Consider the following 21,280-nt stretch of genomic DNA (forward strand, 5'->3'; position numbering starts at 1 on the left):
GCTTCAGCCCTTGCCGTCGCTGTCCTCGCCACCGGGCTCCGGCCGCGGATGCCGGCGGCGGTGGGTGGCGGCGGCGCGCGCCGCCTGTTCGTAGATGCCCGTCATCAATTCGAGCGTGCGCGCTACATCTTCCAGCTTGTCCGCCATTTCAGGAATGCGCGTCACCGCCTCGATGAGCAGGATCGAACGGATGTCGGCATAGCGCTCGGTCACCCGGCGGCCGAGCGGCGTCACCTCGTAGGTGACGCCGGCGCGGCCGCTGCCGGTGCGCGTGATCAGCCCGCCCTTGAGCAGCTTGCGCAGGCTGTACTGGATGTTGGGGATGTCGTCGCGGTTGGTCATCTGCGCGAGGTCGCGGACGCTCTTTGGCCTATCGTTCATCCTGATGATGTGCAGCAGCGCGTTCTCCGGCCCGCTGGCCGAGAACTCTATCACCGTGGCGAGGCACTCGGCCTGCCAGTGGCCGAACGCCTCGTAGGAGCGCATCAGCGCGTATTCGACCTCTGTGACGTCGATCTCGAGCGGCGTGCGGGCGAGATGCCAGCCACGGTCGAGCAATTCGGCCTGTGTTTCCAAAGGTTTGCGCCGCTCATTCATCCGCCTGTTCCCTCGCTGCCAGCATGCGCCGATCCGGGCGATTGCGTCTACACGAATTTATGATAGACTTTCTATTATAAATTATAATCAAAATATGAGGAGAACACCGTCATGAGCATGCTCGACAAGACCGCTTCCGATGCGCAGCCCTTCTTCCTCGGCACGTTCGCATCCAACTGTTCCGGCGGCATGACCGTCACCAAGATCCCCGAGCGCTGGGTCAGTTCCTGGGACAACAATCTGCGGCTGGCGCGTCTCCTCGATGAGGCCGGCATCGACTTCATGCTGCCGATCGCGCGCTGGATCGGTTATGGCGGGGAAACCAATTTCCACGGCAACGTGCTGGAGACCATCACCTGGGCGGCCGGGCTGCTCGCGCTCACCCGCAACATCACGGTCTTTGCCACCACGCATACGGCGGCGAACCATCCGGTGGTCGTGGCCAAGCAGCTTGCGACCATCGACCAGATCAGCAGGGGCCGCATCGGGCTCAACATCGTCGCCGGCTGGAACAAGCCCGAATATGAGGCGCTCGGGCTGACGCTGCCCGACGATCACGTCACGCGCTACGGCTACGCGCAGGAATGGTTCGATATCGTGAGAGCGCTGTGGAGCCGCAGCGAAGCCTTCGACTGGGATGGAACCTGGTTCAAGCTGAAGAATGTGCTCGGCGATCCGCGGCCGTCATCGCGGCTGCCGATCCTGAACGCGGCTGGTTCGGAGGAGGGGCGCAAGTTTGCCGTCCGCAACGCCGATTTCCTATTCACGCCGGCGATCGACCTGACGCGTTCGAAAGACGAGATCGCGGCGTTGAAGCAGCAGGCAAAGGTCGCCGGCAAGGATGTCGACGTGCTGACCTTTGCCCATGTCGTTTGCCGGCCGACCGAGAAGGAAGCCAACGATTATCTCGAGCATTTCGGCCGCGCCAATGCCGACTGGGCGGCGGTCGACAATCTGGTGCGGCTGCAATTCGCCCATGCGCAGTCGTTCCCGCATGACCTCCTGGCGATGATCCGCGACCGCATGGCGGCCGGCCATGGCGGCTTCCCGCTCACCGGCACGCCCGAGCAGGTTGCCGACGGCATCTGCCAACTGCATCAGGCCGGATTCCGCGGCTCGACGCTCTCGTTCGTCGACTACGCCGAGGAATTCCCCTATTTCCGCGACACGGTGCTGCCTATTCTCGAACAGAGAGGCGTCCGGTTGGCGCCTCGCGCGATGCAGTCGGCGGCCTGAGCGAAGGAGGCGGCAATGTCCACGGCAGAAGGTCCGGTGAGCGTCGCCGATTTCCGCGCCGCCATGCGGCTCATCGTCGGCAATGTCAGCGTGATTACCGCCGGAGTGGGCGACGACCGCTCCGGCTTGGTGGTCATCTCGGTGGTCTCACTCTCGGCCGAGCCGCCTAAGGTGATCGCCTGCGTCAACCGCTCATCCTCGACCTGGCCGCTGATCGAGCGCTACCGCCATTTCGGCGTCAATTCGCTCGGTCCCCAGCACCAGCGCGTGGCGGAGCGGTTCTCGGGCTTCGGCGGCATCAAAGGCAAGGACCGCTACGAGGGCGCCGAATGGACGACGCTCAAGACCGGAGCGGCGCTGCTGTCCGACGCTGTGGCCGCTTTCGACTGCAGCCTCGACGAGATGATTGATCGCGGCACGCATTCGATCGTCATCGGCTCGGTCGAGGCGGTGAAGACCCAGGATGCAGGCCAGGCGCTGATCTACTGGCGTGGCGGCTACCGGCCGCTCGACGCTTGATTCAGGTGAGGCCGGTCTGACCTGAATCTCAACACTCCCGAGGAGGAGTGGTCAGACCGATCCCTTTTCGGCCAGCACCATGTAGTTGACGTCCATGTCCTTCGACCGCTGCCAGCGGTCGGCCAGCGGATGGTAGACGACGCCGGTGCGGTCGATGATCGAGAGCCCGGCAGCGCCAAGCGCCTTTTCCAGCTCTTCCGGCCGCACCAGCTTGCCGAACTGGTGGGTGCCGCGCGGCAGCCAGCGCAGCACATATTCGGCGCCGATAATGGCAAGGCCAAGCGCCTTCAGCGTGCGGTTGATGGTGGCGACGAACATGATGCCGCCGGGCTTGACCATCTGGCCGCATTTGGCCACGAACAGGTCGATGTCGGCGACATGCTCGATCACTTCCATGTTGAGAATAACGTCGAATGTCTCGCCGGCGTCGGCGAGATCTTCGGCGGTCGTGGCGCGGTAGTCGACGCTGACGCCGACCTCGGCAGCGTGCAGCTTGGCGACTTCGATGTTGGTGGCGGAAGCGTCGGCGCCGACCACTTCGGCGCCAAGCCTGGCCATCGGCTCGCACAACAGCCCGCCGCCGCAGCCGATGTCGAGAAAACGCAGGCCCTCGAACGGCCGCGCCGCGCGCGGATCGCGACCAAAGCGTGCCGCCACCTGGTCGCGGATATAGGCAAGCCGCACCGGATTGAACTTGTGCAGCGGGCGGAACTTGCCGTTCGGGTTCCACCATTCGGCGGCAAGCGCGGAGAAGCGTTCCACTTCTCCGGCATCGATCGTCGACCGTCGGGGTTCTGGCATGGGCGGGTCTCCTCGAACGCTAGGAAGTCGGTTGCCGGGCCGCGAATGTCAAGGCGGCTTTTCTCGACTGCTGCCAAGAGCGTGCGGCGGGCCTGCGCGCCCGGGCTGTCGCGAGAGGTGTTTTGTCAGCGTGTGGCAGCTTGGTCTGACCGCAACAGCAACAGCGTTACCCCAGTGGACGAAAGAAGAGGCATGTTGTTTCAGCAGGAGTATGTCATGCGACCCCACTCTTCGATCTTGTGGCGGCTCGACCTGGAAGGCCACGATGCCTGCCTGCTTTCCAAGACGAACGGCGGTTGGAAACTCAAGGGCCATGCGCTCTTCGCCCACGACAGCAAGCCATGCAGCCTTGCCTATGACATCGATTGCGATGCCGGCTGGCGGACGCGCTCGGCGCGCGTCGACGGCTTTCTCGGCTCGCAGACCCTGCGCTATGAAGTAGAGCGGCTTGCCGGTGGCGGCTGGACACTGAACGGCGCCGCCCAGGATGAGGTCGCCGGCCTGGTCGATGTCGATCTTGGCTTCACGCCCGCCACGAACCTCCTGGCTGTCCGCCGCTTCGACCTCGGTGTCGGCATGGCGACGCCCGCGCCGGCTGCCTATCTGGCCTTTCCCGAAATCAGGCTCGTGCGCCTCGAACAGACCTATCGGCGGCTCGACGAAACCCGTTACGCCTACGCTGCGCCGATGTTCGGCTATGATGCAGTCCTGGAGGTTTCACCGACCGGGTTCGTGCTCGACTATCCCGGCCTGTGGCGAAACGCGGCGCGGCTGGATTGAGGATCGGCGGCCAGCCCCAAGGCTTCAGCGGCAGCGGGATCAGGTCAACTGGCGAGCGCGATCGCCAGGTGTTTCATGTCGACGCTGGCGGGATCGATGGCCCGCATGGCGTCGCAATCGCCGATCTCGGCCATGATCCGGCCGGCGGCGGCAAGTGCCTGCTCGCGGCTCTGCCAGCGCACCAGATCGACCCAGACGCCGTCATCCTGCCTGGCCAGGCAGCGGCTGAGGAAACCGGGCTGGCGCGCCAGCCAGTCGCCGAGCAGGCCATTGCCGGCGATAAAACCCGGTTCGGATCCGGGCTTCAGCCGGAAGGTGACGATTTCCAGGGCCTCGGTCATCAGTTCGTCTCGCTGTCAGAAGTCGCAGGGCATCCATCGCACGGCGTGGCGCCCAAATCCGTCAGGAGCCGCGAAATCTCACCCAAATCGTTGTTGCGCGCCATCGCTTGCGAAATCCTGATCATTTGGCTAAGGAGGCCGCGCATTCAGCACCCGGCATAGGCCGGCGTGTTCTTTCGGCCCCAGGCCCAGCATCCAGTCAAAGGCATTTCGCTTCCATGGCGCGCATCGTGATGAAATTCGGCGGAACATCCGTCGCCGACATCGCCCGCATCCGCAACGTGGCGCGCCATGTCAAACGCGAGGTCGACGCCGGCCATGAGGTCGCCGTGGTGGTCTCGGCGATGGCCGGCAAGACCAATGAGCTGGTCGGCTGGACGCGCGAGGCCTCGCCGATGCACGACGCGCGCGAATATGACGCCGTCGTCGCCTCCGGCGAGCAGGTCACGGCCGGCCTGCTGGCGATCACGCTGCAGAACATGGGCGTGCACGCCCGTTCATGGCAGGGCTGGCAGATCCCGATCAAGACCGACAACGCGCATGGCGCGGCGCGCATCCTCGACATCGACGGCGCCTTCCTGATCAAGCGCTTCGGCGAGGGCCAGGTGGCCGTCATCGCCGGTTTCCAGGGCATCGGCCCGGACAACCGCATCGCGACGCTGGGCCGCGGCGGCTCCGACACCAGCGCCGTGGCGATCGCAGCGGCGGTCAAGGCCGACCGCTGCGACATCTACACCGATGTCGACGGCGTCTACACCACCGATCCGCGCATCGAGCCGAAGGCGCGGCGGCTGGCCAAGATTTCCTTCGAGGAAATGCTCGAAATGGCTTCGCTTGGCGCGAAGGTGCTGCAGGTGCGCTCGGTCGAGCTTGCCATGGTGCACAGGGTGCGTACTTTCGTGCGGTCGTCCTTCGACGATCCCGACGCGCCCGGAATGGGGGATTTGCTCAATCCGCCCGGAACGCTTATTTGCGACGAGGAAGAGATCGTGGAACAGCAGGTCGTCACCGGAATTGCCTACGCCAAGGACGAGGCGCAGATCTCGCTGCGCCGCGTTGGCGATCGCCCCGGCGTTGCCGCCGGCATCTTCGGGCCGCTGGCCGAGGCCAACATCAATGTCGACATGATCGTCCAGAACATCTCCGAGGACGGCAAGTTCACCGACATGACCTTCACCGTGCCTTCCGGAGACGTCGACAAGGCGCTTGCGGTGCTGGAGCGCCTGAAGGCAGATGTCGGCTATGACGTGGTGCAGTCGGAAGCCGGCATGTCCAAGGTCTCGGTCATCGGCATCGGCATGCGCAGCCACGCGGGTGTGGCCGCCACCGCCTTCAAGGCGCTGGCCGACAAGTCGATCAATATCCGCGCCATCACCACCTCCGAGATCAAGATTTCGATACTGATCGACGGTCCGTATACCGAACTGGCGGTTCGCACTTTGCATTCCGTCTACGGTCTGGATAAGCAATAGCAAGACTGAATCAGTTGTTGCGTGCGTGCCGGGCGCGGTCGAAACTGCGCCGGCAAGAACTCTATTGGAGAAGAAGCCGCGATGCGTGATACGGCCAGTGGCCCGCGCGTTCTGCTGAAACGGCTCCGCGAGCTCATGCAAGAGCCGCTGGAGCCGCAGGAGCGGCTCGACCGGATCGTGCGCGACATCGCCTCCAACATGGTCGCCGAGGTCTGCTCGCTCTATGTGCTGCGCGCCGATTCGGTGCTCGAGCTCTACGCCACCGAGGGTCTCAACCCGAACGCCGTCCACCTGGCGCAATTGCGGCTCGGGCAAGGCCTCGTCGGCACTATCGCCGCCAGCGCGCGGCCGTTGAACCTCTCCAACGCGCAGGAGCATCCGGCCTTCGCCTACCTGCCGGAGACCGGGGAAGAGATCTACAACTCCTTCCTCGGCGTGCCGGTGCTGAGGGCAGGGCGCACGCTGGGCGTGCTGGTGGTGCAGAACAAGACCATGCGCCACTACCGCGACGACGAGGTCGAGGCGCTGGAAACGACGGCGATGGTCATCGCCGAGATGATCGCCACCGGCGATCTCGCGCGCCTCACCAGGCCAGGGCTCGAGCTCGACCTGCGCCGCCCCGTCAGCTTCACCGGCCTCTCCTTCAACGAAGGCGTCGGGCTCGGCCATGTCGTGCTGCACGAGCCGCGTATCGTCGTCACCAATCTGTTCAACGAGGACAGCGAGGAGGAAGTCCGCCGGCTGCAGGCCTCGCTCGGCTCGCTGAGGCTCTCGATCGACGACATGCTGGAGCGCCGCGAGGTCGCCTTCGAGGGCGAGCACCGCGAGGTGCTCGAAGCCTACCGCATGTTCGCCAATGACAGCGGCTGGGTGCGCCGGCTGGAAGAGGCGATCCGCAACGGCCTGACGGCGGAAGCGGCGGTGGAGAAGGTGCAGAGCGACATGCGCGCCCGCATGCTGCACATGACCGATCCCTATCTGCGCGAGCGGATGAGCGATTTCGACGACCTTGCCAACCGCCTGCTGCGCCAGTTGATGGGGCGCGGGCCGGAGGATGTCGCGGCGTCGCTGCCGAAGGATGCCATCCTCGTCGCCCGCTCGATGGGCGCCGCCGAGCTGCTCGACTACCCCCGCGACAAGCTGCGCGGCGTCGTGCTGGAGGACGGGGCCGCGACCAGCCACGTCGTCATCGTGGCGCGCGCCATGGGCATTCCCGTCGCCGGACAGATGAAGGGCGCCGTCTCCATGGCGGAAAACGGCGATGCCATCATCGTCGACGGCGAAGAGGGCGTGATCCATCTCAGGCCGCAGCCCGACCTCGAAGCCGCCTATGCCGAGAAAGTGCGCTTCCGGGCGCGTCGGCAGGAGGTCTATCGCGAGCTGCGCAAGAAGCCGTCAGTGACCAAGGACGGTGTTGCAGTCGACCTGCTGATGAATGCCGGGCTTGCCGTCGATCTGCCGCAGCTTGCCGAGTCGGGCGCGGCCGGCATCGGCCTGTTCCGCACCGAGCTGCAGTTCATGGTCGCCTCGACCTTTCCGCGCGCCGAGGCGCAGGAGCGGCTCTACCGCGACGTGCTCGAAGCGGCGCGTGGCAAGCCGGTGACCTTCCGCACCATCGACATCGGCGGCGACAAGGTTCTGCCCTACTTCAAGGGGGCGTTGCAGGAGGAGAACCCGGCGCTCGGCTGGCGGGCGATCCGGCTCACCCTCGACCGTCCAGGCCTGCTCAGGACGCAGATCCGCGCCTTGCTCAAGGCCTGCGGCGGCCGTGAATTGAAGCTGATGCTGCCGATGGTGACGGAACTCGGCGAAATCGCGCAGGCGCGCGAGATCATCGACCGCGAGGTCAGGCATCTGTCGCGCTTTGCCCATCATCTGCCGACCAGCCTGAAGCTCGGGGCGATGCTCGAAGTGCCATCGCTTCTCTTCCAGCTCGACGAGCTGATGAAGGCAGTCGACTTCGTCTCGGTCGGCTCGAACGACCTGTTCCAGTTCGTCATGGCAGTCGATCGCGGCAACACGCAGTTGTCCGACCGCTTCGACACGCTGTCGACGCCGTTCCTGCGGGTTCTGAAGACGATCGCCGACGCTGGCGTGCGCAACCACACGCCGGTGACGCTGTGCGGTGAACTGGCCGGAAAACCCATATCCGCGATGGCGCTGATCGGCCTCGGCTTCCGCTCGATTTCGATGTCGCCGGCCTCTATCGGTCCGGTCAAGGCGATGCTGACCGAATTGCCGCTGGACGAATTGGAGGCCTTCTTCGCCGACAATCTGATGGCGCCGGCGCAGGGGCTGCCGATGCGGGCGCTGCTGCAGGCCTTTGCCGACGACCGCTCGATTCCGCTATAGCCACCAGCCATGATCAACCTGCCACGCGATCGCATGGATCAAGTCGTGAAGCGTTTCGAGATGCTCGAAGCGCAGATGTCGGCCGGGCCGGCGGCGGACGCCTATGTCCGGATGGCCTCGGAATACGCCGACATCCAGGAGATGGTGGCCAAGATCCGGGCGCTGCGTGCCGCCGAGCAGGAACAGGCCGACCTCGAGGCGATGCTCGCCGACAAGGGCACCGATTCCGAGATGCGGGCGCTCGCCGAGGCCGACCTTCCGCAAGTCGAGGACCGCATCGAGACGCTGCGGAAAGACATCCAGATCCTGCTCCTGCCCAAGGATGCCGCCGATGACAAGAACGCCATCCTGGAAATCCGCGCCGGCACCGGCGGCGACGAGGCGGCGCTGTTTGCCGGCGACCTGTTTCGCATGTACGAGCGCTACGCCGCCTCGCGCGGTTGGCGCTTCGAGGTTGTCTCGGCCAGCGACGGCGAGGTCGGCGGCTACAAGGAAATCATAGCCTCGGTGTCGGGCAAGGGCGTGTTCGCGCACCTGAAGTTCGAGTCCGGCGTGCATAGGGTGCAGCGCGTGCCGGCGACCGAGGCAGGCGGGCGCATCCATACCTCGGCGGCGACCGTCGCCGTGCTGCCGGAAGCGGAAGAAGTCGACATCGAGATCCGGGCCGAAGACATCCGCATCGACACGATGCGCGCGTCGGGTTCCGGCGGCCAGCACGTCAACACCACCGATTCGGCGGTGCGCATCACCCATTTGCCGACCGGCATCATGGTGGTGCAGGCGGAAAAGTCACAGCATCAGAACCGGGCCCGCGCCATGCAGATCCTGCGGGCGCGGCTCTACGATCTCGAGCGCGGCAGGGCGGATGAGGAGCGCTCGGAATCGCGAAAGTCGCAGGTCGGCTCCGGCGATCGCTCGGAGCGCATCCGTACCTATAACTTCCCGCAAGGGCGCCTCACCGACCATCGCATCAACCTCACGCTCTACAAGCTCGACCGGGTGATGATGGGCGAGCTCGACGAGGTCGTCGACGCGCTGATCGCCGATCACCAGTCGAAGCTGCTCGCCGACATGGGCGTCGATGGCTGACATTTTGCCCGGCACGCTCGGGCCGCTGCTGCGCGAGGCGCGGCAACGTCTGGCCGCCGCCGGCGTGGCCGATCCGGCACTGGATGCCAGGCTGCTCGTCGAGCATTTTTCCGGAACGACCCGCACCCAGGCCATCGCCGAGCCGGCACAAACCGTGCCGGCGGAGGCGATCGCAGCCATCGATGCGGCCCTGCGACGGCGCGTCGCAGGCGAGCCGGTGCACCGCATCCTCGGGTTTCGCGAGTTCTACGGGCTCAGGCTATGGCTCTCGCCGGAGACGCTGGAGCCGCGCCCCGACACCGAGACGCTGGTCGAGGCGATCCTGCCCTTCGCCATGGCAACGGCAGAGCGGCAAGGCGAATGCCGTATCCTGGATCTCGGCACCGGTACGGGCGCCATCGCGCTGGCGCTGCTCAGCGCCGTTCCCGGGGCTGTCGCGACCGGTGTCGACATCGCCGCGGGAGCGCTCGCCACAGCCAAGCGCAATGCCCGTGACCTTGGGCTCGCCGACCGGTTCGAAACGCTTGAATCCGACTGGTTTGCAAAAGTTTCCGGCCGGTACCATGTAATTGCCGCAAACCCTCCCTATATATCTCGGCAAGACATAGGAAATCTGCAGGACGAGGTCCGCGATTTCGATCCGCATCTGGCGCTTGACGGCGGCGCGGACGGTCTAGGCCCCTACAGGATCATAGCCGCTGAAGCGGCGGGCTTTCTGGAAGCCCAAGGCAGGATCGTGGTCGAGATCGGTCACACGCAGCAGACCGAGGTGACGGACATCTTCAACGCAGCCGGCTATCGGCTGGCCGATGCGTTTCGCGACCTCGGTGGTAACGACAGGGTTCTGGTGTTCGAACGCGCAAAGCCCTGATGCAGTGCGAAAAAGAGCTTGGCAATGCCCGGGAATGCAGCTAGGGTCAAAGTAACCGGATGAGACGAAGCAGGCAGTGCTCTTAGCGATTCGGTTTTCCTTGGAAATAGCTGCCTTCTTGCGCAATCGACGCCAATGCTTCGTGCGGGAATCGTCTGGCAAGTGATGTAACCGGAACAGGATGGCACGTGGCGCCAACGCAATCGATGCGGGCGAACGCCGGTGAAGAAACGAAGCGGCTGGCTGCATGAGCGCCTCCGTTCGTGAAGAGTTTTCAAAAATTTCACACTGAAGAGAGTCGAATGAGGCCACAACAGCAGAACAGGCGCATGCGCGGTCGCAATAACAATGGCGGCGGCGGTGGCAACAACAACAACAACCGCAAGGGCCCCAATCCCCTGACGCGCAACTATGAGAGCAACGGCCCGGATGTGAAGATTCGCGGATCGGCTCAGCAGATCGCCGAAAAATACGCCACACTCGCTCGTGACGCGCAAAGCTCCGGCGATCGGGTTATGGCGGAAAACTATCTCCAGCACGCCGAACACTACAATCGCATCATTGCCGCCGCGCAGGCGCAGATGCCGATCCAGAACGTCCAGCAGAATCGCGACGATTTCGATGATGATGCGGACGAAGATCGCGACGAGTTCGACAATGTCGGCAACAGCAATGCCGGCGAGGCGCCGGCAGCGGCGGCCAACCAAGGTGCAGGCCCGCAGCCGGTGATCGAGGGCGAGCTGGCCTTCAATCAGGACAATGGAAACGGCCGTGACAATGGCCATGGCCGCGACAATGGCGGGCGCCACCGCGACCGCCGCCAGAATGGCGGCTACGGCCAGAACGGCCCGCGCGGCGATTACGGCCAGCGCGGCGAGCATGGAGGCCAGCGTTTCGAGCAGAACCGCCGCAACGAGGCGCCGGCGCAGCCGGAAGCCGCCACCCAGGCGGAGCCGGCCTTGGTGGCCGAGCAGCCGCCGCTGTTCGACAGTTTTTCGCCGGCGGCCCTCGCGGCCCAGGCAGAGCGCAACGAAGCAGCCGGCGATAGTGGCGGCTCGCGCCGTCCGCGCCGTCCGCGCCGCTCGCGCGGCAATGCCGACGATGCCAATGCCGAGCAGACGGATAGCCAGGCCGAAGCCGGCAGCGGCAATGCGGGCGCCGGAGAGGTGAACGCGGCGCCTGCCGAAGCCAATGCCGCGCCGTCGGAAGACAATCTTGCGCCGGCCGAAGGCGCCGCCAACGACCCGGTCATCGCCGACGTCAACAACTGATCAAGTCCTGTCTTCAGGTCCATCAACGGCGGAGAGAAATCTCCGCCGTTTTCGTTTGCGCATGCCTGGAATATTATCCTTTGACCGATATCAAGGCGTCTTGAGAGGCTGGGAGCTACGCACCATATCTCGCGTGAACAGGATCCGGCTCGAATGGGCGGGTCCGTCACCGCAATCTGATCCGGTGCCGCAAAGCGGGCCGGTGATGGAAGGAGACAGATATGAATCTTGAAAAATATTCCGAGCGCGTGCGCGGTTTCATCCAGTCCGCCCAGACCATGGCGCTCTCGCGCAATCACCAGCAATTCACCCCCGAACATATGCTGAAGGTGCTCGTCGATGACGACGAGGGCCTGGCGGCATCGCTGATCGAGCGCGCCGGCGGCAATGTCCGCGACGTCAAGCTGGGCGTCGAGGCCGCGCTCGAGGCCATGCCCAAGGTGGAAGGCGGCAATGGCCAGCTCTACCTGGCGCAGCCCTTGGCCAAGGTGTTCTCGACCGCCGAGGAACTGGCCAAGAAGGCCGGCGACAGCTTCGTCACCGTCGAACGCCTGCTGCAGGCGCTGGCCATGGAGAAGTCGGCCAAGACCGCCGATATCCTGTCCAAGGCCGGCGTGACCGCGCAGGCGCTGAACCAGGTCATCAACGATGTCCGCAAGGGCCGCACCGCCGATTCGGCGAGCGCCGAGCAGGGCTATGACGCGCTGAAGAAATACGCGCGCGATCTCACGGCCGACGCCCGCGCCGGCAAGCTCGATCCGGTCATCGGCCGCGACGACGAGATCCGCCGCACCATCCAGGTGCTGTCGCGCCGCACCAAGAACAACCCCGTGCTGATCGGTGAGCCGGGCGTCGGCAAGACTGCGATCGCCGAGGGCCTGGCGCTGCGCATCGTCAATGGCGACGTACCGGAATCGCTGAAGGACAAGCAACTGATGGCGCTCGACATGGGTGCGTTGATCGCCGGCGCCAAATATCGCGGCGAGTTCGAGGAGCGGCTGAAGGCCGTGCTCAACGAAGTGACCGCCGCGGCCGGCGGCATCATCCTGTTCATCGACGAGATGCACACGCTGGTCGGCGCCGGCAAGGCCGATGGCGCCATGGATGCCTCGAACCTTCTGAAGCCGGCGCTGGCGCGCGGCGAACTGCACTGCGTCGGCGCGACCACGCTCGACGAGTACCGCAAGCATGTCGAGAAGGACGCGGCCCTTGCCCGTCGCTTCCAGCCGGTGTTCGTCAACGAGCCGACGGTGGAGGACACCGTCTCGATCCTGCGTGGGCTGAAGGAGAAGTACGAACAGCATCACAAGGTGCGCATCTCCGATTCGGCGCTTGTCGCGGCGGCGACGCTGTCCAACCGCTACATCGCCGACCGCTTCCTGCCAGACAAGGCGATCGACCTTGTCGACGAGGCCGCGTCGCGGCTGAGGATGCAGGTGGATTCCAAACCCGAGGCGTTGGACGAGATCGACCGTCGCATCATGCAGCTGAAGATCGAGTGCGAGGCACTCAAGGTCGAGAAGGACGAGGCGTCGAGGGACCGGCTTGCGCGGCTGGAGAAGGAGCTTGCTGGCCTGGAAGAGGAATCGACCGAGATCACCGCGAAGTGGCAGTCGGAGAAGCAGAAGCTCGGGCTCGCCGCCGACCTGAAGAAGCAGCTCGACGAGGCGCGCAACGAACTGGCCATTGCCCAACGCAAGGGTGAATTCCAGCGCGCCGGCGAGCTTGCCTATGGCAAGATCCCGGAGCTGGAAAAGAAACTCAAGGAAGCCGAAGCCCAGGATGGCAAGGCTGGCATGGTGGAAGAGGTGGTTACGCCCGACCACGTCGCCCATATCGTCTCGCGTTGGACCGGCATTCCGGTCGACAAGATGCTGGAAGGCGAGCGCGACAAGCTCTTGCGTATGGAAGACGAGATCGGCAAGCGCGTCGTCGGTCAGGGCGAGGCGGTGCAGGCGGTCTCCAAGGCCGTTCGGCGTGCCCGCGCCGGGTTGCAGGATCCGAACCGGCCGATCGGCTCGTTCATGTTCCTCGGCCCGACTGGCGTCGGCAAGACCGAATTGACCAAGGCGCTGGCCAATTTCCTGTTCGACGACGAGGGCGCCATGGTGCGCATCGACATGTCGGAGTTCATGGAGAAGCACTCGGTGGCCCGCCTGATCGGCGCGCCTCCCGGCTATGTCGGCTACGAGGAAGGTGGCGCGCTGACCGAAGCGGTGCGGCGCCGACCTTATCAGGTCGTGCTGTTCGACGAGATCGAGAAGGCGCATCCGGATGTCTTCAACGTGCTCCTGCAGGTGCTCGACGACGGCCGCCTGACGGACGGCCAGGGCCGCACGGTCGACTTCCGCAACACGCTGATCATCATGACGTCCAACCTCGGCGCCGAATATCTGGTCAATCTCGGCGAGGACCAGGACGTCGACGCCGTGCGCGATGAGGTGATGGGCGTGGTGAGAGCCTCGTTCCGGCCGGAATTCCTCAACCGCATCGACGAGGTGATCCTGTTCCACCGGCTGCGCCGTCAGGATATGGGCCGCATCGTCGAGATCCAGCTGAAGCGGCTGGAGAACCTGCTTGTCGACCGCAAGATCACCCTATCGCTGGATCAGGAGGCGACCGACTGGCTGGCGGCCAAGGGCTACGATCCGGCGTATGGCGCGCGGCCGCTGAAGCGGGTGATGCAGAAGGAGTTGCAGGATCCGCTGGCGGAAAAGATCCTGCTCGGCGAGATCCTCGACGGCTCGACCGTCAAGGTCACCGCCGGATCCGACCGGCTGAACTTCCGCTCGAAGCCGACGGTCGTGGCAACCGAGGCGGCGGCCTGAACCGTCTTCCCTACCCGGAGCGGCGAAGCCTGAATGGGCTTCGCCGCTTTTCCTTGAGACGGGGACACCCATGACGCTCGACGACTACAACAGCTTCTGCGCCTCGCTGCCCCGGACGACGCATGTCGTCCAGTGGGGCGGCGCCCATGTCTGGAAGGTCGGCGGCAAGGTGTTCGCCATCGGCGGCTGGAATGGGGCCAAGCAGCTTTTCGTCACCTTCAAATGTTCCGACATCGCTTACGACGTGCTGAAGGAGCAGCCGGGCTGCAGGCCCGCGCCGTATCTTGCCTCGCGCGGCATGAAATGGATCCAGCGCCAGACAAGCCAGAGCATGGATGATGCGGCGTTGAAGGACTATCTCGGCGAAAGCCATCGCCTCGTCGTCCGCAAGCTGACGAAACAGACACGCAACGAACTGGGCCTGTAGCCGTCTGAAATCCGCCATCTTCATGCCCGGTTCATGTTGGAACCTTAAGCTCTGTAAATGGTTTGCTGGCGAAGGGCTCGCCACAAAGGCACATGCCGCGCGGCGGCAATTACGGACCGGAGAATTGGCCACAATGTTGCGCACGATCGTCTGCCTTTCGGCTCTTGTCGCCGGATTGGTGTCTTCCGGCGCGTTCGCGGCGCCGAGTGGCGATGGTTCGCAAAGAGATGTCCACAGCAACGCTCCTGGCGGCATCCTTGTTGCCCAGGACGGCAACCTCGACATCTACTACGACGCCAGGGGAAACCGCGTCATCGTTGATGCCGACACCGGCAAGGTCATCGCCATCCAGCCGCCGAACACCAGGCTCGATCGCCGCGCGCTCCGCCGGCAATTGCGCATGCAGGAGCTTGGGCGCGCGCCGGTCGAGGATGACGACCGCTATTATCTCGACGATCCCGAGGACATGGCCCGCTTCCGCCGCAAGCAACTGCAGGAGGAAGGCCGGGTCATCCCGCCGCCGGTCGACGAATACGATCCCTACAACGACAATTCCGCCGACGCCTATCCGCCGGCGCCGGACGATGAAGGGAACACCGCCACCTACCCGGATGCGCCGAAGTCGAACACCGTCAAGCGCCAGCCGCTGGACGAGGCATCGATCGACCCGGCGCAGCCGGACCAGCCGGAAGTGCTGCAGGCCAATCCGGGGACGCAGGCCTCCCTGCCGCCGGACACTGGCGGCAAGGCCACTGTCGATCCGTCCCTCTCGCTCGGCGCGCGCAAGGATGTGGCGGCACTGCAGGTGCTGCTCGACCGCGCCGGCGCTTCGCCGGGCGTGATCGACGGGCGCTTCGGTTCCAATGTCGACAAGGCGCTGGCCGCCTACAATGAAATCACCGGCAGCAATCTGCGCTCGACCGATACCGTCGGCATCCAGGCGGCGCTGGAGCAGTCTGGTGGCGATGCGTTTGCGTCCTACACGATCACACCCGAGGACGTCGCCGGCCCCTATGTCGCCTCGATCCCGGAAGACTACAGGCAGAAGGCCCAGCTCGACCGCATGGGCTACACCTCGGTGACCGAAGCGCTGGCCGAGCGTTTCCATATGGACGAGAACTATCTGAAGTCGGTCAACCAGGGCCTCGATTTCAATCGGCCGGGCACGATCATCAAGGTCGCCAATTTCGGCAAGCTGGTATCAACGCCGGTTGCCCGCATCGTCGCCGACAAGGGCAAGAAGGAAGTCTTCGCCTATGACGCGGGAGGGAAGCTGGTTGCCGCCTATCCGGCCACCATCGGCTCGGCCGACACGCCCTCGCCGTCCGGCATCCACACCGTATCGCGCATCGCGCTCGATCCGAACTACACCTACAACCCGAGCATTAATTTCAAGCAAGGCCAGAATGACAAGATCCTGACCATCCCGCCAGGGCCGAACGGCCCGGTCGGCTCGGTCTGGATCGCGCTGGACAAGCCGACCTATGGCATCCACGGAACGCCCGATCCCTCCAAGATCGGCAAGACCGAGAGCCATGGCTGCGTGCGCCTGACCAATTGGGACGCGCGCGAGCTCGCCAAGATCGTATCGCCCGGGGTCACCGTGGAGTTCGTTGGCGGACCAACAATCGTGGATGTCGGCGGGACCTCAACCGATGAGTTTACGCAGCAATGAGCCGCGCGGCGCGGCAGCATAGATGAGCTGCACCAACAGGATGAAGGCGATGCTGAGCAACGGGCTGATCAGGCACAGCGCCGTGCCGACCGCCCACAGGACCTGCGCCTTGACGATTCGCAGGTAGACCGTGCGCTTTGTTTCCGCATCGACGCCCTCGGCCAGGAAGCCGTTCTTTTCCGCGTACCACCAGCTGGCGAGCAGCGTGACGCCGAGCATCAGAAGGTTCAGCCAATAGACCACCACCGCGATCCTGAATTTGAGGAAGTCGGCCAGAAGGTCGGTCGAGAACGGCAAGAGTGCGATGAAGGCGAGAAAGCACAGGTTCAGCGTCGCCAGCCGCCGGTCTGATTTGGCGATCAGCCCATGCTGCGCCTGCTGGCCGAACCAGAAGATGGTCAGCGTGAGGAAGCTCAGCGCATAGGTGAGGAAGCGCGGCGCGAGAGCTGCGATCGCAGCGAGCAGTTCGCCTTCGGAATGGACCGCTTCGTGCGACGGCACTCTGATCTCGAGCACGATCAGAGTAAGCGCGATGGCGAAGACGCCATCAGTGACGCCGACGACGCGTCCGCGCGCCTCCGCCGACGGTTCGAGTGGCCGCTTCATGCTCTTCCCCTCTCTCGCTCACACACTCTCTTGAATATTTCTGAAACCTAGCACGGCGACGGCCGTTTGCACTTAATGCGGGTTGCGCTGAGGCGGATTCAGCCGACGCGCTTTGAAGCTTTGCTTTCATGCATGTCGTTTCCCAAAACCGCTGCACACCTTTGGCGGCGCGCATAAGTCGGATTGGTCCTGCCCATCCGGTCAGGCCGGTCTGGTTTTAACAACCGCAAGCCTCTGGCTGGTTGTTGCGGTATAACCGGAGGTCTAAGCAGGCAGCATGAAATCTCCTGGCGAAGCCGCCGCTGTTCCCCTGACGGGCGCGATTACGAACGGCACATTCTGTCCGCAAGCGCAGCGCCGGTTCGTGCTGATCGCGGCGATCCTGGCATCGGCGCTCGGCTTCATCGACGGTTCGATCCTGGCCATAGCCATGCCGGCGCTTCGAGCCGATCTCGGCGCCAGCCTGGCCGAGGTGCAATGGATCTCCAACGCCTATGCGCTGACGCTTTCGGCGCTGATCCTGGCGGGCGGCGCCGCCGGCGACCGATTCGGCCTGAGGCGCGCTTTCGTGGTGGGCATCGCCCTGTTCATAGCCGCCTCGCTCGCCTGCGCGCTTTCGCCCAACGCCGGCGTGCTGATCGCGTTCCGCGCCATCCAGGGCATTGGCGCCGCCATCATGGTGCCGGGCAGTCTCGCCATCATTGCCAAGGCCTATCCGAAGAAGGAGCGCGGCCGGGCGATCGGCATATGGGCCGCTGCCTCGGCGCTGACAACTGCGCTCGGCCCGGTGCTCGGCGGCTTCGTGCTGTCCATCTTCGGCAACGGCATCTGGCGGGCGATCTTCGCCGTAAACCTGCCGCTCGGCCTGCTGTCGATCTATCTGCTGCTGACCAAGGTGCCGGCCGATGCGGCGACCGAAAAGCGAAGCCTCGATCTCGGCGGCGCGGCGCTTGCGACATTGGCATTCGGGCTGCTCGCGTACGGCCTGACGGCGATGAACGCCGAGGGTGGCGGACACATGTCCGGGCCGAGCATCGCCGCCGGGCTGGTATTGCTTGTCGTGTTCATCGTCTTCGAGCGCCGGCAGCGCGAGCCGATGATCGACCTGTCGCTGTTCCGGATATGCGCCTTCGCCGGCGCCAACCTTTCGACCTTCTTCCTCTATTTCGGGCTGTCGGCCAATCTGTTCTACCTGCCGATGCTGCTGATCGCCGGCTGGGGGCTGAGCACTGCCGAGGTCGGCTTCATCTTCCTGCCGCTGTCGGCCTCGATCGCGCTGCTGTCGGGGCCGGTCGGCCAGTGGTCAGACAGGATCGGGCCGAGATTCCCGATCGCCGCCGGCAGCCTGGTCGTCGCGTTCGCCTTTGCCGGGCTGGCGCTGCTCACCCATGCCGGCATCCACAATTTCTGGACCGGGACATTTCCGCTGATGGCGCTGATGGGGCTCGGCATGGCGTTGGTCGTGTCGCCGTTGTCGACAGCCATCATGACGGCGGTCGAGGACAAGGATACGGGCGCCGCCTCGGGGATAAACAACGCGGTCTCGCGCATTGGCGGCCTGATCGCGGTGGCCTCGATGGGCTCGTTGGCGGCCTGGGTCTATTCGACGGTGCTGGACACCAGCGTCAGGCCCGGCATTCCCGGTTTTGGCGAAACGGCATCGGCCGGCCTGGCGCCTGAACTCGATGCCACAAGGGTCGCCGCCGGCGATGCGGCTTTCGCAACGATCGCAGCGGTCACCGCGCTGTTTTGCCTGCTTTCGTCGGTTGTCGCCTGGATGACTGTTTCCGGCCAGGCGCTGCCGTGGCCGCGCGCCACGGATGGTTCACGGGCTGATTCTTCGCGAAACTGATTTGTCGCGGGCCTAAAGCGCGTCGCGTCATGCGCGACATGGGTCGACCCTGCCGAAGAATTATCCCTCGACCTTGGCGCTGGCGACCTTGAGCGAATTGTTGTCTTCCTGCTTGAGCAGGTCGTCGATGCGCTCGCGCTCGCGCTTGAAGGCCACGAGGTCGTCGCCCTTCAGTACCTTGCCGACCGGCAGGCGCACGCGCATCGAATCGACCTTGGTGCCGTTGACGATCAACTCGTAATGGAGATGCGGGCCGGTCGAGAGACCGGTCTGGCCGAGATAGCCGATGACCTGGCCCTGGCGGACATGAACGCCGGGCTCCATGCCTTTGGCGAAGGCGCTCTGGTGATTGTAGGACGTTTCGTAGCCGTTGGCGTGGCGGATGATGATCTGCTTGCCGTAGCCGCCGGCCCAGCCGGCCTTCTCGATGACGCCGTTGCCGGCGGCGATGATCGGCGTGCCGATCGGAGCGGCCCAGTCGGTGCCGGTGTGCATGCGCACATAGCCAAGGATCGGGTGGCGGCGCGCGCCGAAGCCCGACGTGAAACGGCCGTTGGGCAGCGGGTTGCGCAACAGGAACTGCTTGGCGCTGCTGCCATTCTCGTCGAAATAGTCGGTGCTGCCGTCCTGCATCTGGAAGCGGTAGAAATTGCGCAGCTGTCCGCCGAAGGTCGCCGAGACATAGAGCAGCTCCGATTCGTCGGAGGCCTGGTCGTCGCCGTCCGGCTGCGAAAACAGGACGTCGAGGCGGTCCGAAGGGCTGAGCCGTGACTGGAAATCGACATCGGAAGCCAAGAGCTTGACCAGCTGTTGGGTCATCTTCTTCGACATGCCGTAGGAATAGGCGGCGCGGTAGATGCCGTCATAGATATTGGGCAGATTGCCGCGTACCACCACCGGTGGCGAATCATCGAATGCGGTCAGCAGTTCGGGATTGGGCTCGGGCTCCTGCGCCGGCACATACTGGCCGTGGTCGTCGAGCGCGATGGTGACGATGTGCTGGGTGCGGTCATAGACGCTGGTGCGCACCACCTTGGCGGCATCGCCACGCACTTCGAGTCCGACGCGCAGCACGGTTCCCGCCTTTAGCGCCGGCGCGTTGAGCAGTTTGCCGATCGCTTCCGCCATGCCGGTGGCGTCCTGGCCGGTATAGCCCGAATCGGCGAAGGCCTCGGCGATGTCCGTATCCTTGGTGAAGGGGATGATTTCCTCTGCGAAAGCCGGCGCCTGATCGTCGATCACGGCGCGCGGCGAGACCGAGACATTCTCAGGCACGATCTTCACGTCATAGGAGCCGGCCATGCTTTCGGCGAAGGCATCGCCGAATCGCTGCGGGTCGACATAGTGCAGCGAGGCGACCTGGATGGCGCCGTCGCTGAGTTCGGTGCCGGCCTCGCGCACCACCTTTTCCACCTCGTCGGCGGAGAGGTCGCTCTTCTCATCGAAGGACGCCGTATCGATCGGAAAGTCGACCGTCTTCAGCGACATCTCGCTTTCGACCTTGGCGCCGTAGATCTGGCCGGCGGCTGCTGGCGCGGCGGCCGGCTGGCCGGCATTGTCGTCGCCGTCGTCGCCGAAAACCTGCATGGGGTCGAATGGCGGGTAGGGGCGATTGGTGGTGTGGCCGGCGGCCAGCGCCATCTTGATCTGCACGAAAGGCATGGTGTGGATGACGTCGCGGTCACCGACCTTGGTGACCATCGACACTTCCATGCGCCGGCGGTCCTTGGCCTTGGCGATCTGGCGCAGCGCCACCAGCCTTGTCGTCTTGGCCATCTCGCCGGAATCGCCGCCATTCTCGACATGGGCGAGCTCGGCGATCTCGGGCGGCGTCGCCAATTGCTGGCGCCCGTCGAGCGCGGCAAACAGCGCCACGCCCATCAAAACGCTCGAGGTCACGCCGGTGAGGAAAGTGCCCGACAGCCAGCGCGCCGACACTTCACGCCGATCGGGCGGGCCGCTCCGGCCGTCCGCGATCAGCGGCGGCTCGTTGCCGAGTTCGGCTATGACATCTTCCGTATCTGGCATCCAGAAAGGCTGCTTCTTCCCCGGGCGGAACGGCTTGTCGCTTTTGTTGTGCGCATGACATTTGCCTGTCACGGCGGTTTAAGTCAACGAAACGCCAAGCCTAGGCCGAAATCCCCAACCGCGCGTCTCTTATAAGTGGTCTTCCCACAGTCTCTTACGGAGGCCTCGCGCGGCGGCGCGTGGGCGCGTCCTTCCTTGGTGCCGGTGTCGAACCGCAATGCGGCGGCAATAGGGCTCCTTGGTGGCCGCCTCCCGTGTTGTCCCCGTTCCGTTGGGGCAGCCGGCTATCGACAAGCAGGGTCCGAAACTTCTGTCGCAAAAAGTTCAAAAACTTCGAATGGGCTGTTGACAGTATGAAGTGGTGGCGACTATATACGCCTCACCAACGAGGGCGGCTCGCCGCTGGCGACGAAGAAGTTCGCTTCTAAATCTGCCCTCCGAGATATTCAAGAGAGCCGCGTGAGCGACACTCGACAGGCCCCGAGCCAAAAGCGAAAGGGGCCACGACAGCGCGTCTGCGATGTCTGTTCTTTGA

17 protein-coding genes are annotated in these 21,280 nt (G+C 64.6%); 12 read left to right on the forward strand and 5 right to left on the reverse strand.

The window, feature by feature from the left end; genetic code table 11:
* Positions 1–3: 3 nt before the first annotated feature.
* Complete coding sequence (locus JG743_RS07775; RefSeq protein ID WP_202299213.1) at positions 4–597, reverse strand: winged helix DNA-binding protein; 594 nt, start codon at positions 595–597, stop codon at positions 4–6.
* A 111-nt stretch (positions 598–708) separates the two neighbouring features.
* On the opposite strand from JG743_RS07775, the gene JG743_RS07780 reads away from it, so the two are divergent.
* Complete coding sequence (locus tag JG743_RS07780) at positions 709–1,833, forward strand: LLM class flavin-dependent oxidoreductase (protein ID WP_202299214.1); 1,125 nt, start codon at positions 709–711, stop codon at positions 1,831–1,833.
* Between the two features lie 15 nt (positions 1,834–1,848).
* Positions 1,849–2,352 carry a flavin reductase family protein gene (locus JG743_RS07785; RefSeq protein WP_202299215.1) on the forward strand — a complete coding sequence of 168 codons (504 nt, stop codon included), beginning with the start codon at positions 1,849–1,851 and terminating at the stop codon, positions 2,350–2,352.
* 51 nt (positions 2,353–2,403) lie between these two features.
* Here JG743_RS07785 and ubiG read toward each other — a convergent pair whose 3' ends face one another.
* Positions 2,404–3,153: a bifunctional 2-polyprenyl-6-hydroxyphenol methylase/3-demethylubiquinol 3-O-methyltransferase UbiG gene (gene ubiG, locus JG743_RS07790; protein WP_202299216.1), complete on the reverse strand. Its 750-nt coding sequence runs from the start codon at positions 3,151–3,153 to the stop codon at positions 2,404–2,406.
* Positions 3,154–3,369: 216 nt separating this feature from the next.
* On the opposite strand from ubiG, the gene JG743_RS07795 reads away from it, so the two are divergent.
* Positions 3,370–3,933, forward strand: coding sequence for a putative glycolipid-binding domain-containing protein (locus JG743_RS07795; protein WP_202299217.1), 564 nt, complete (start codon positions 3,370–3,372; stop codon positions 3,931–3,933).
* A gap of 44 nt (positions 3,934–3,977) precedes the next feature.
* Here the strand turns inward: JG743_RS07795 and JG743_RS07800 are convergent, their stop codons facing one another.
* Positions 3,978–4,274 carry an antibiotic biosynthesis monooxygenase family protein gene (locus JG743_RS07800; RefSeq protein WP_202299218.1) on the reverse strand — a complete coding sequence of 99 codons (297 nt, stop codon included), beginning with the start codon at positions 4,272–4,274 and terminating at the stop codon, positions 3,978–3,980.
* Between the two features lie 218 nt (positions 4,275–4,492).
* On the opposite strand from JG743_RS07800, the gene JG743_RS07805 reads away from it, so the two are divergent.
* The 8 genes from JG743_RS07805 (at position 4,493) to JG743_RS07840 (ending at position 16,259) form a co-directional block, all read left to right on the forward strand.
* The gene (locus tag JG743_RS07805; RefSeq protein WP_202299219.1) at positions 4,493–5,746 is read left to right on the forward strand and encodes an aspartate kinase; all 1,254 of its coding nucleotides are present in this window, start codon (positions 4,493–4,495) and stop codon (positions 5,744–5,746) included.
* Positions 5,747–5,827: 81 nt separating this feature from the next.
* Entirely contained in the window at positions 5,828–8,098 is a 2,271-nt protein-coding gene (gene ptsP / locus JG743_RS07810; protein ID WP_202299220.1) for a phosphoenolpyruvate--protein phosphotransferase, read from the forward strand.
* Positions 8,099–8,107: 9 nt separating this feature from the next.
* Entirely contained in the window at positions 8,108–9,187 is a 1,080-nt protein-coding gene (gene prfA / locus JG743_RS07815) for a peptide chain release factor 1 (protein ID WP_202299221.1), read from the forward strand.
* A complete protein-coding gene (gene prmC, locus JG743_RS07820; RefSeq protein ID WP_202299222.1) occupies positions 9,180–10,058 on the forward strand; it encodes a peptide chain release factor N(5)-glutamine methyltransferase in 879 nt (292 codons plus the stop codon). Before prfA ends, prmC begins: the two co-directional genes overlap by 8 nt.
* A gap of 329 nt (positions 10,059–10,387) precedes the next feature.
* Positions 10,388–11,329, forward strand: a complete 942-nt coding sequence (locus tag JG743_RS07825; RefSeq protein ID WP_244673084.1) for a DUF4167 domain-containing protein — start codon at positions 10,388–10,390, stop codon at positions 11,327–11,329.
* A 221-nt stretch (positions 11,330–11,550) separates the two neighbouring features.
* Complete coding sequence (gene clpB, locus JG743_RS07830; protein ID WP_202299224.1) at positions 11,551–14,157, forward strand: ATP-dependent chaperone ClpB; 2,607 nt, start codon at positions 11,551–11,553, stop codon at positions 14,155–14,157.
* 70 nt (positions 14,158–14,227) lie between these two features.
* Positions 14,228–14,584 carry an MmcQ/YjbR family DNA-binding protein gene (locus JG743_RS07835; protein ID WP_202299225.1) on the forward strand — a complete coding sequence of 119 codons (357 nt, stop codon included), beginning with the start codon at positions 14,228–14,230 and terminating at the stop codon, positions 14,582–14,584.
* A gap of 133 nt (positions 14,585–14,717) precedes the next feature.
* On the forward strand, positions 14,718–16,259 hold the full coding sequence (locus tag JG743_RS07840) for a L,D-transpeptidase family protein (protein WP_202299226.1): 1,542 nt from the start codon (positions 14,718–14,720) through the stop codon (positions 16,257–16,259).
* Here the strand turns inward: JG743_RS07840 and JG743_RS07845 are convergent.
* Positions 16,233–16,865, reverse strand: coding sequence for a TMEM175 family protein (locus JG743_RS07845; protein WP_202299227.1), 633 nt, complete (start codon positions 16,863–16,865; stop codon positions 16,233–16,235). The two genes, JG743_RS07840 and JG743_RS07845, sit on opposite strands and share 27 nt — an antisense overlap.
* A gap of 277 nt (positions 16,866–17,142) precedes the next feature.
* Here JG743_RS07845 and JG743_RS07850 point away from each other — a divergent pair, with 277 nt between their 5' ends.
* Positions 17,143–18,717 carry an MFS transporter gene (locus JG743_RS07850; RefSeq protein ID WP_202299228.1) on the forward strand — a complete coding sequence of 525 codons (1,575 nt, stop codon included), beginning with the start codon at positions 17,143–17,145 and terminating at the stop codon, positions 18,715–18,717.
* A 60-nt stretch (positions 18,718–18,777) separates the two neighbouring features.
* Here the strand turns inward: JG743_RS07850 and JG743_RS07855 are convergent, their stop codons facing one another.
* Positions 18,778–20,745 carry a M23 family metallopeptidase gene (locus JG743_RS07855; protein ID WP_202299229.1) on the reverse strand — a complete coding sequence of 656 codons (1,968 nt, stop codon included), beginning with the start codon at positions 20,743–20,745 and terminating at the stop codon, positions 18,778–18,780.
* Positions 20,746–21,280: the final 535 nt, after the last annotated feature.

Origin of the sequence: Mesorhizobium sp. 131-2-1, assembly GCF_016756535.1 — a bacterium.
Classification (GTDB): Bacteria; Pseudomonadota; Alphaproteobacteria; order Rhizobiales; family Rhizobiaceae; genus Mesorhizobium.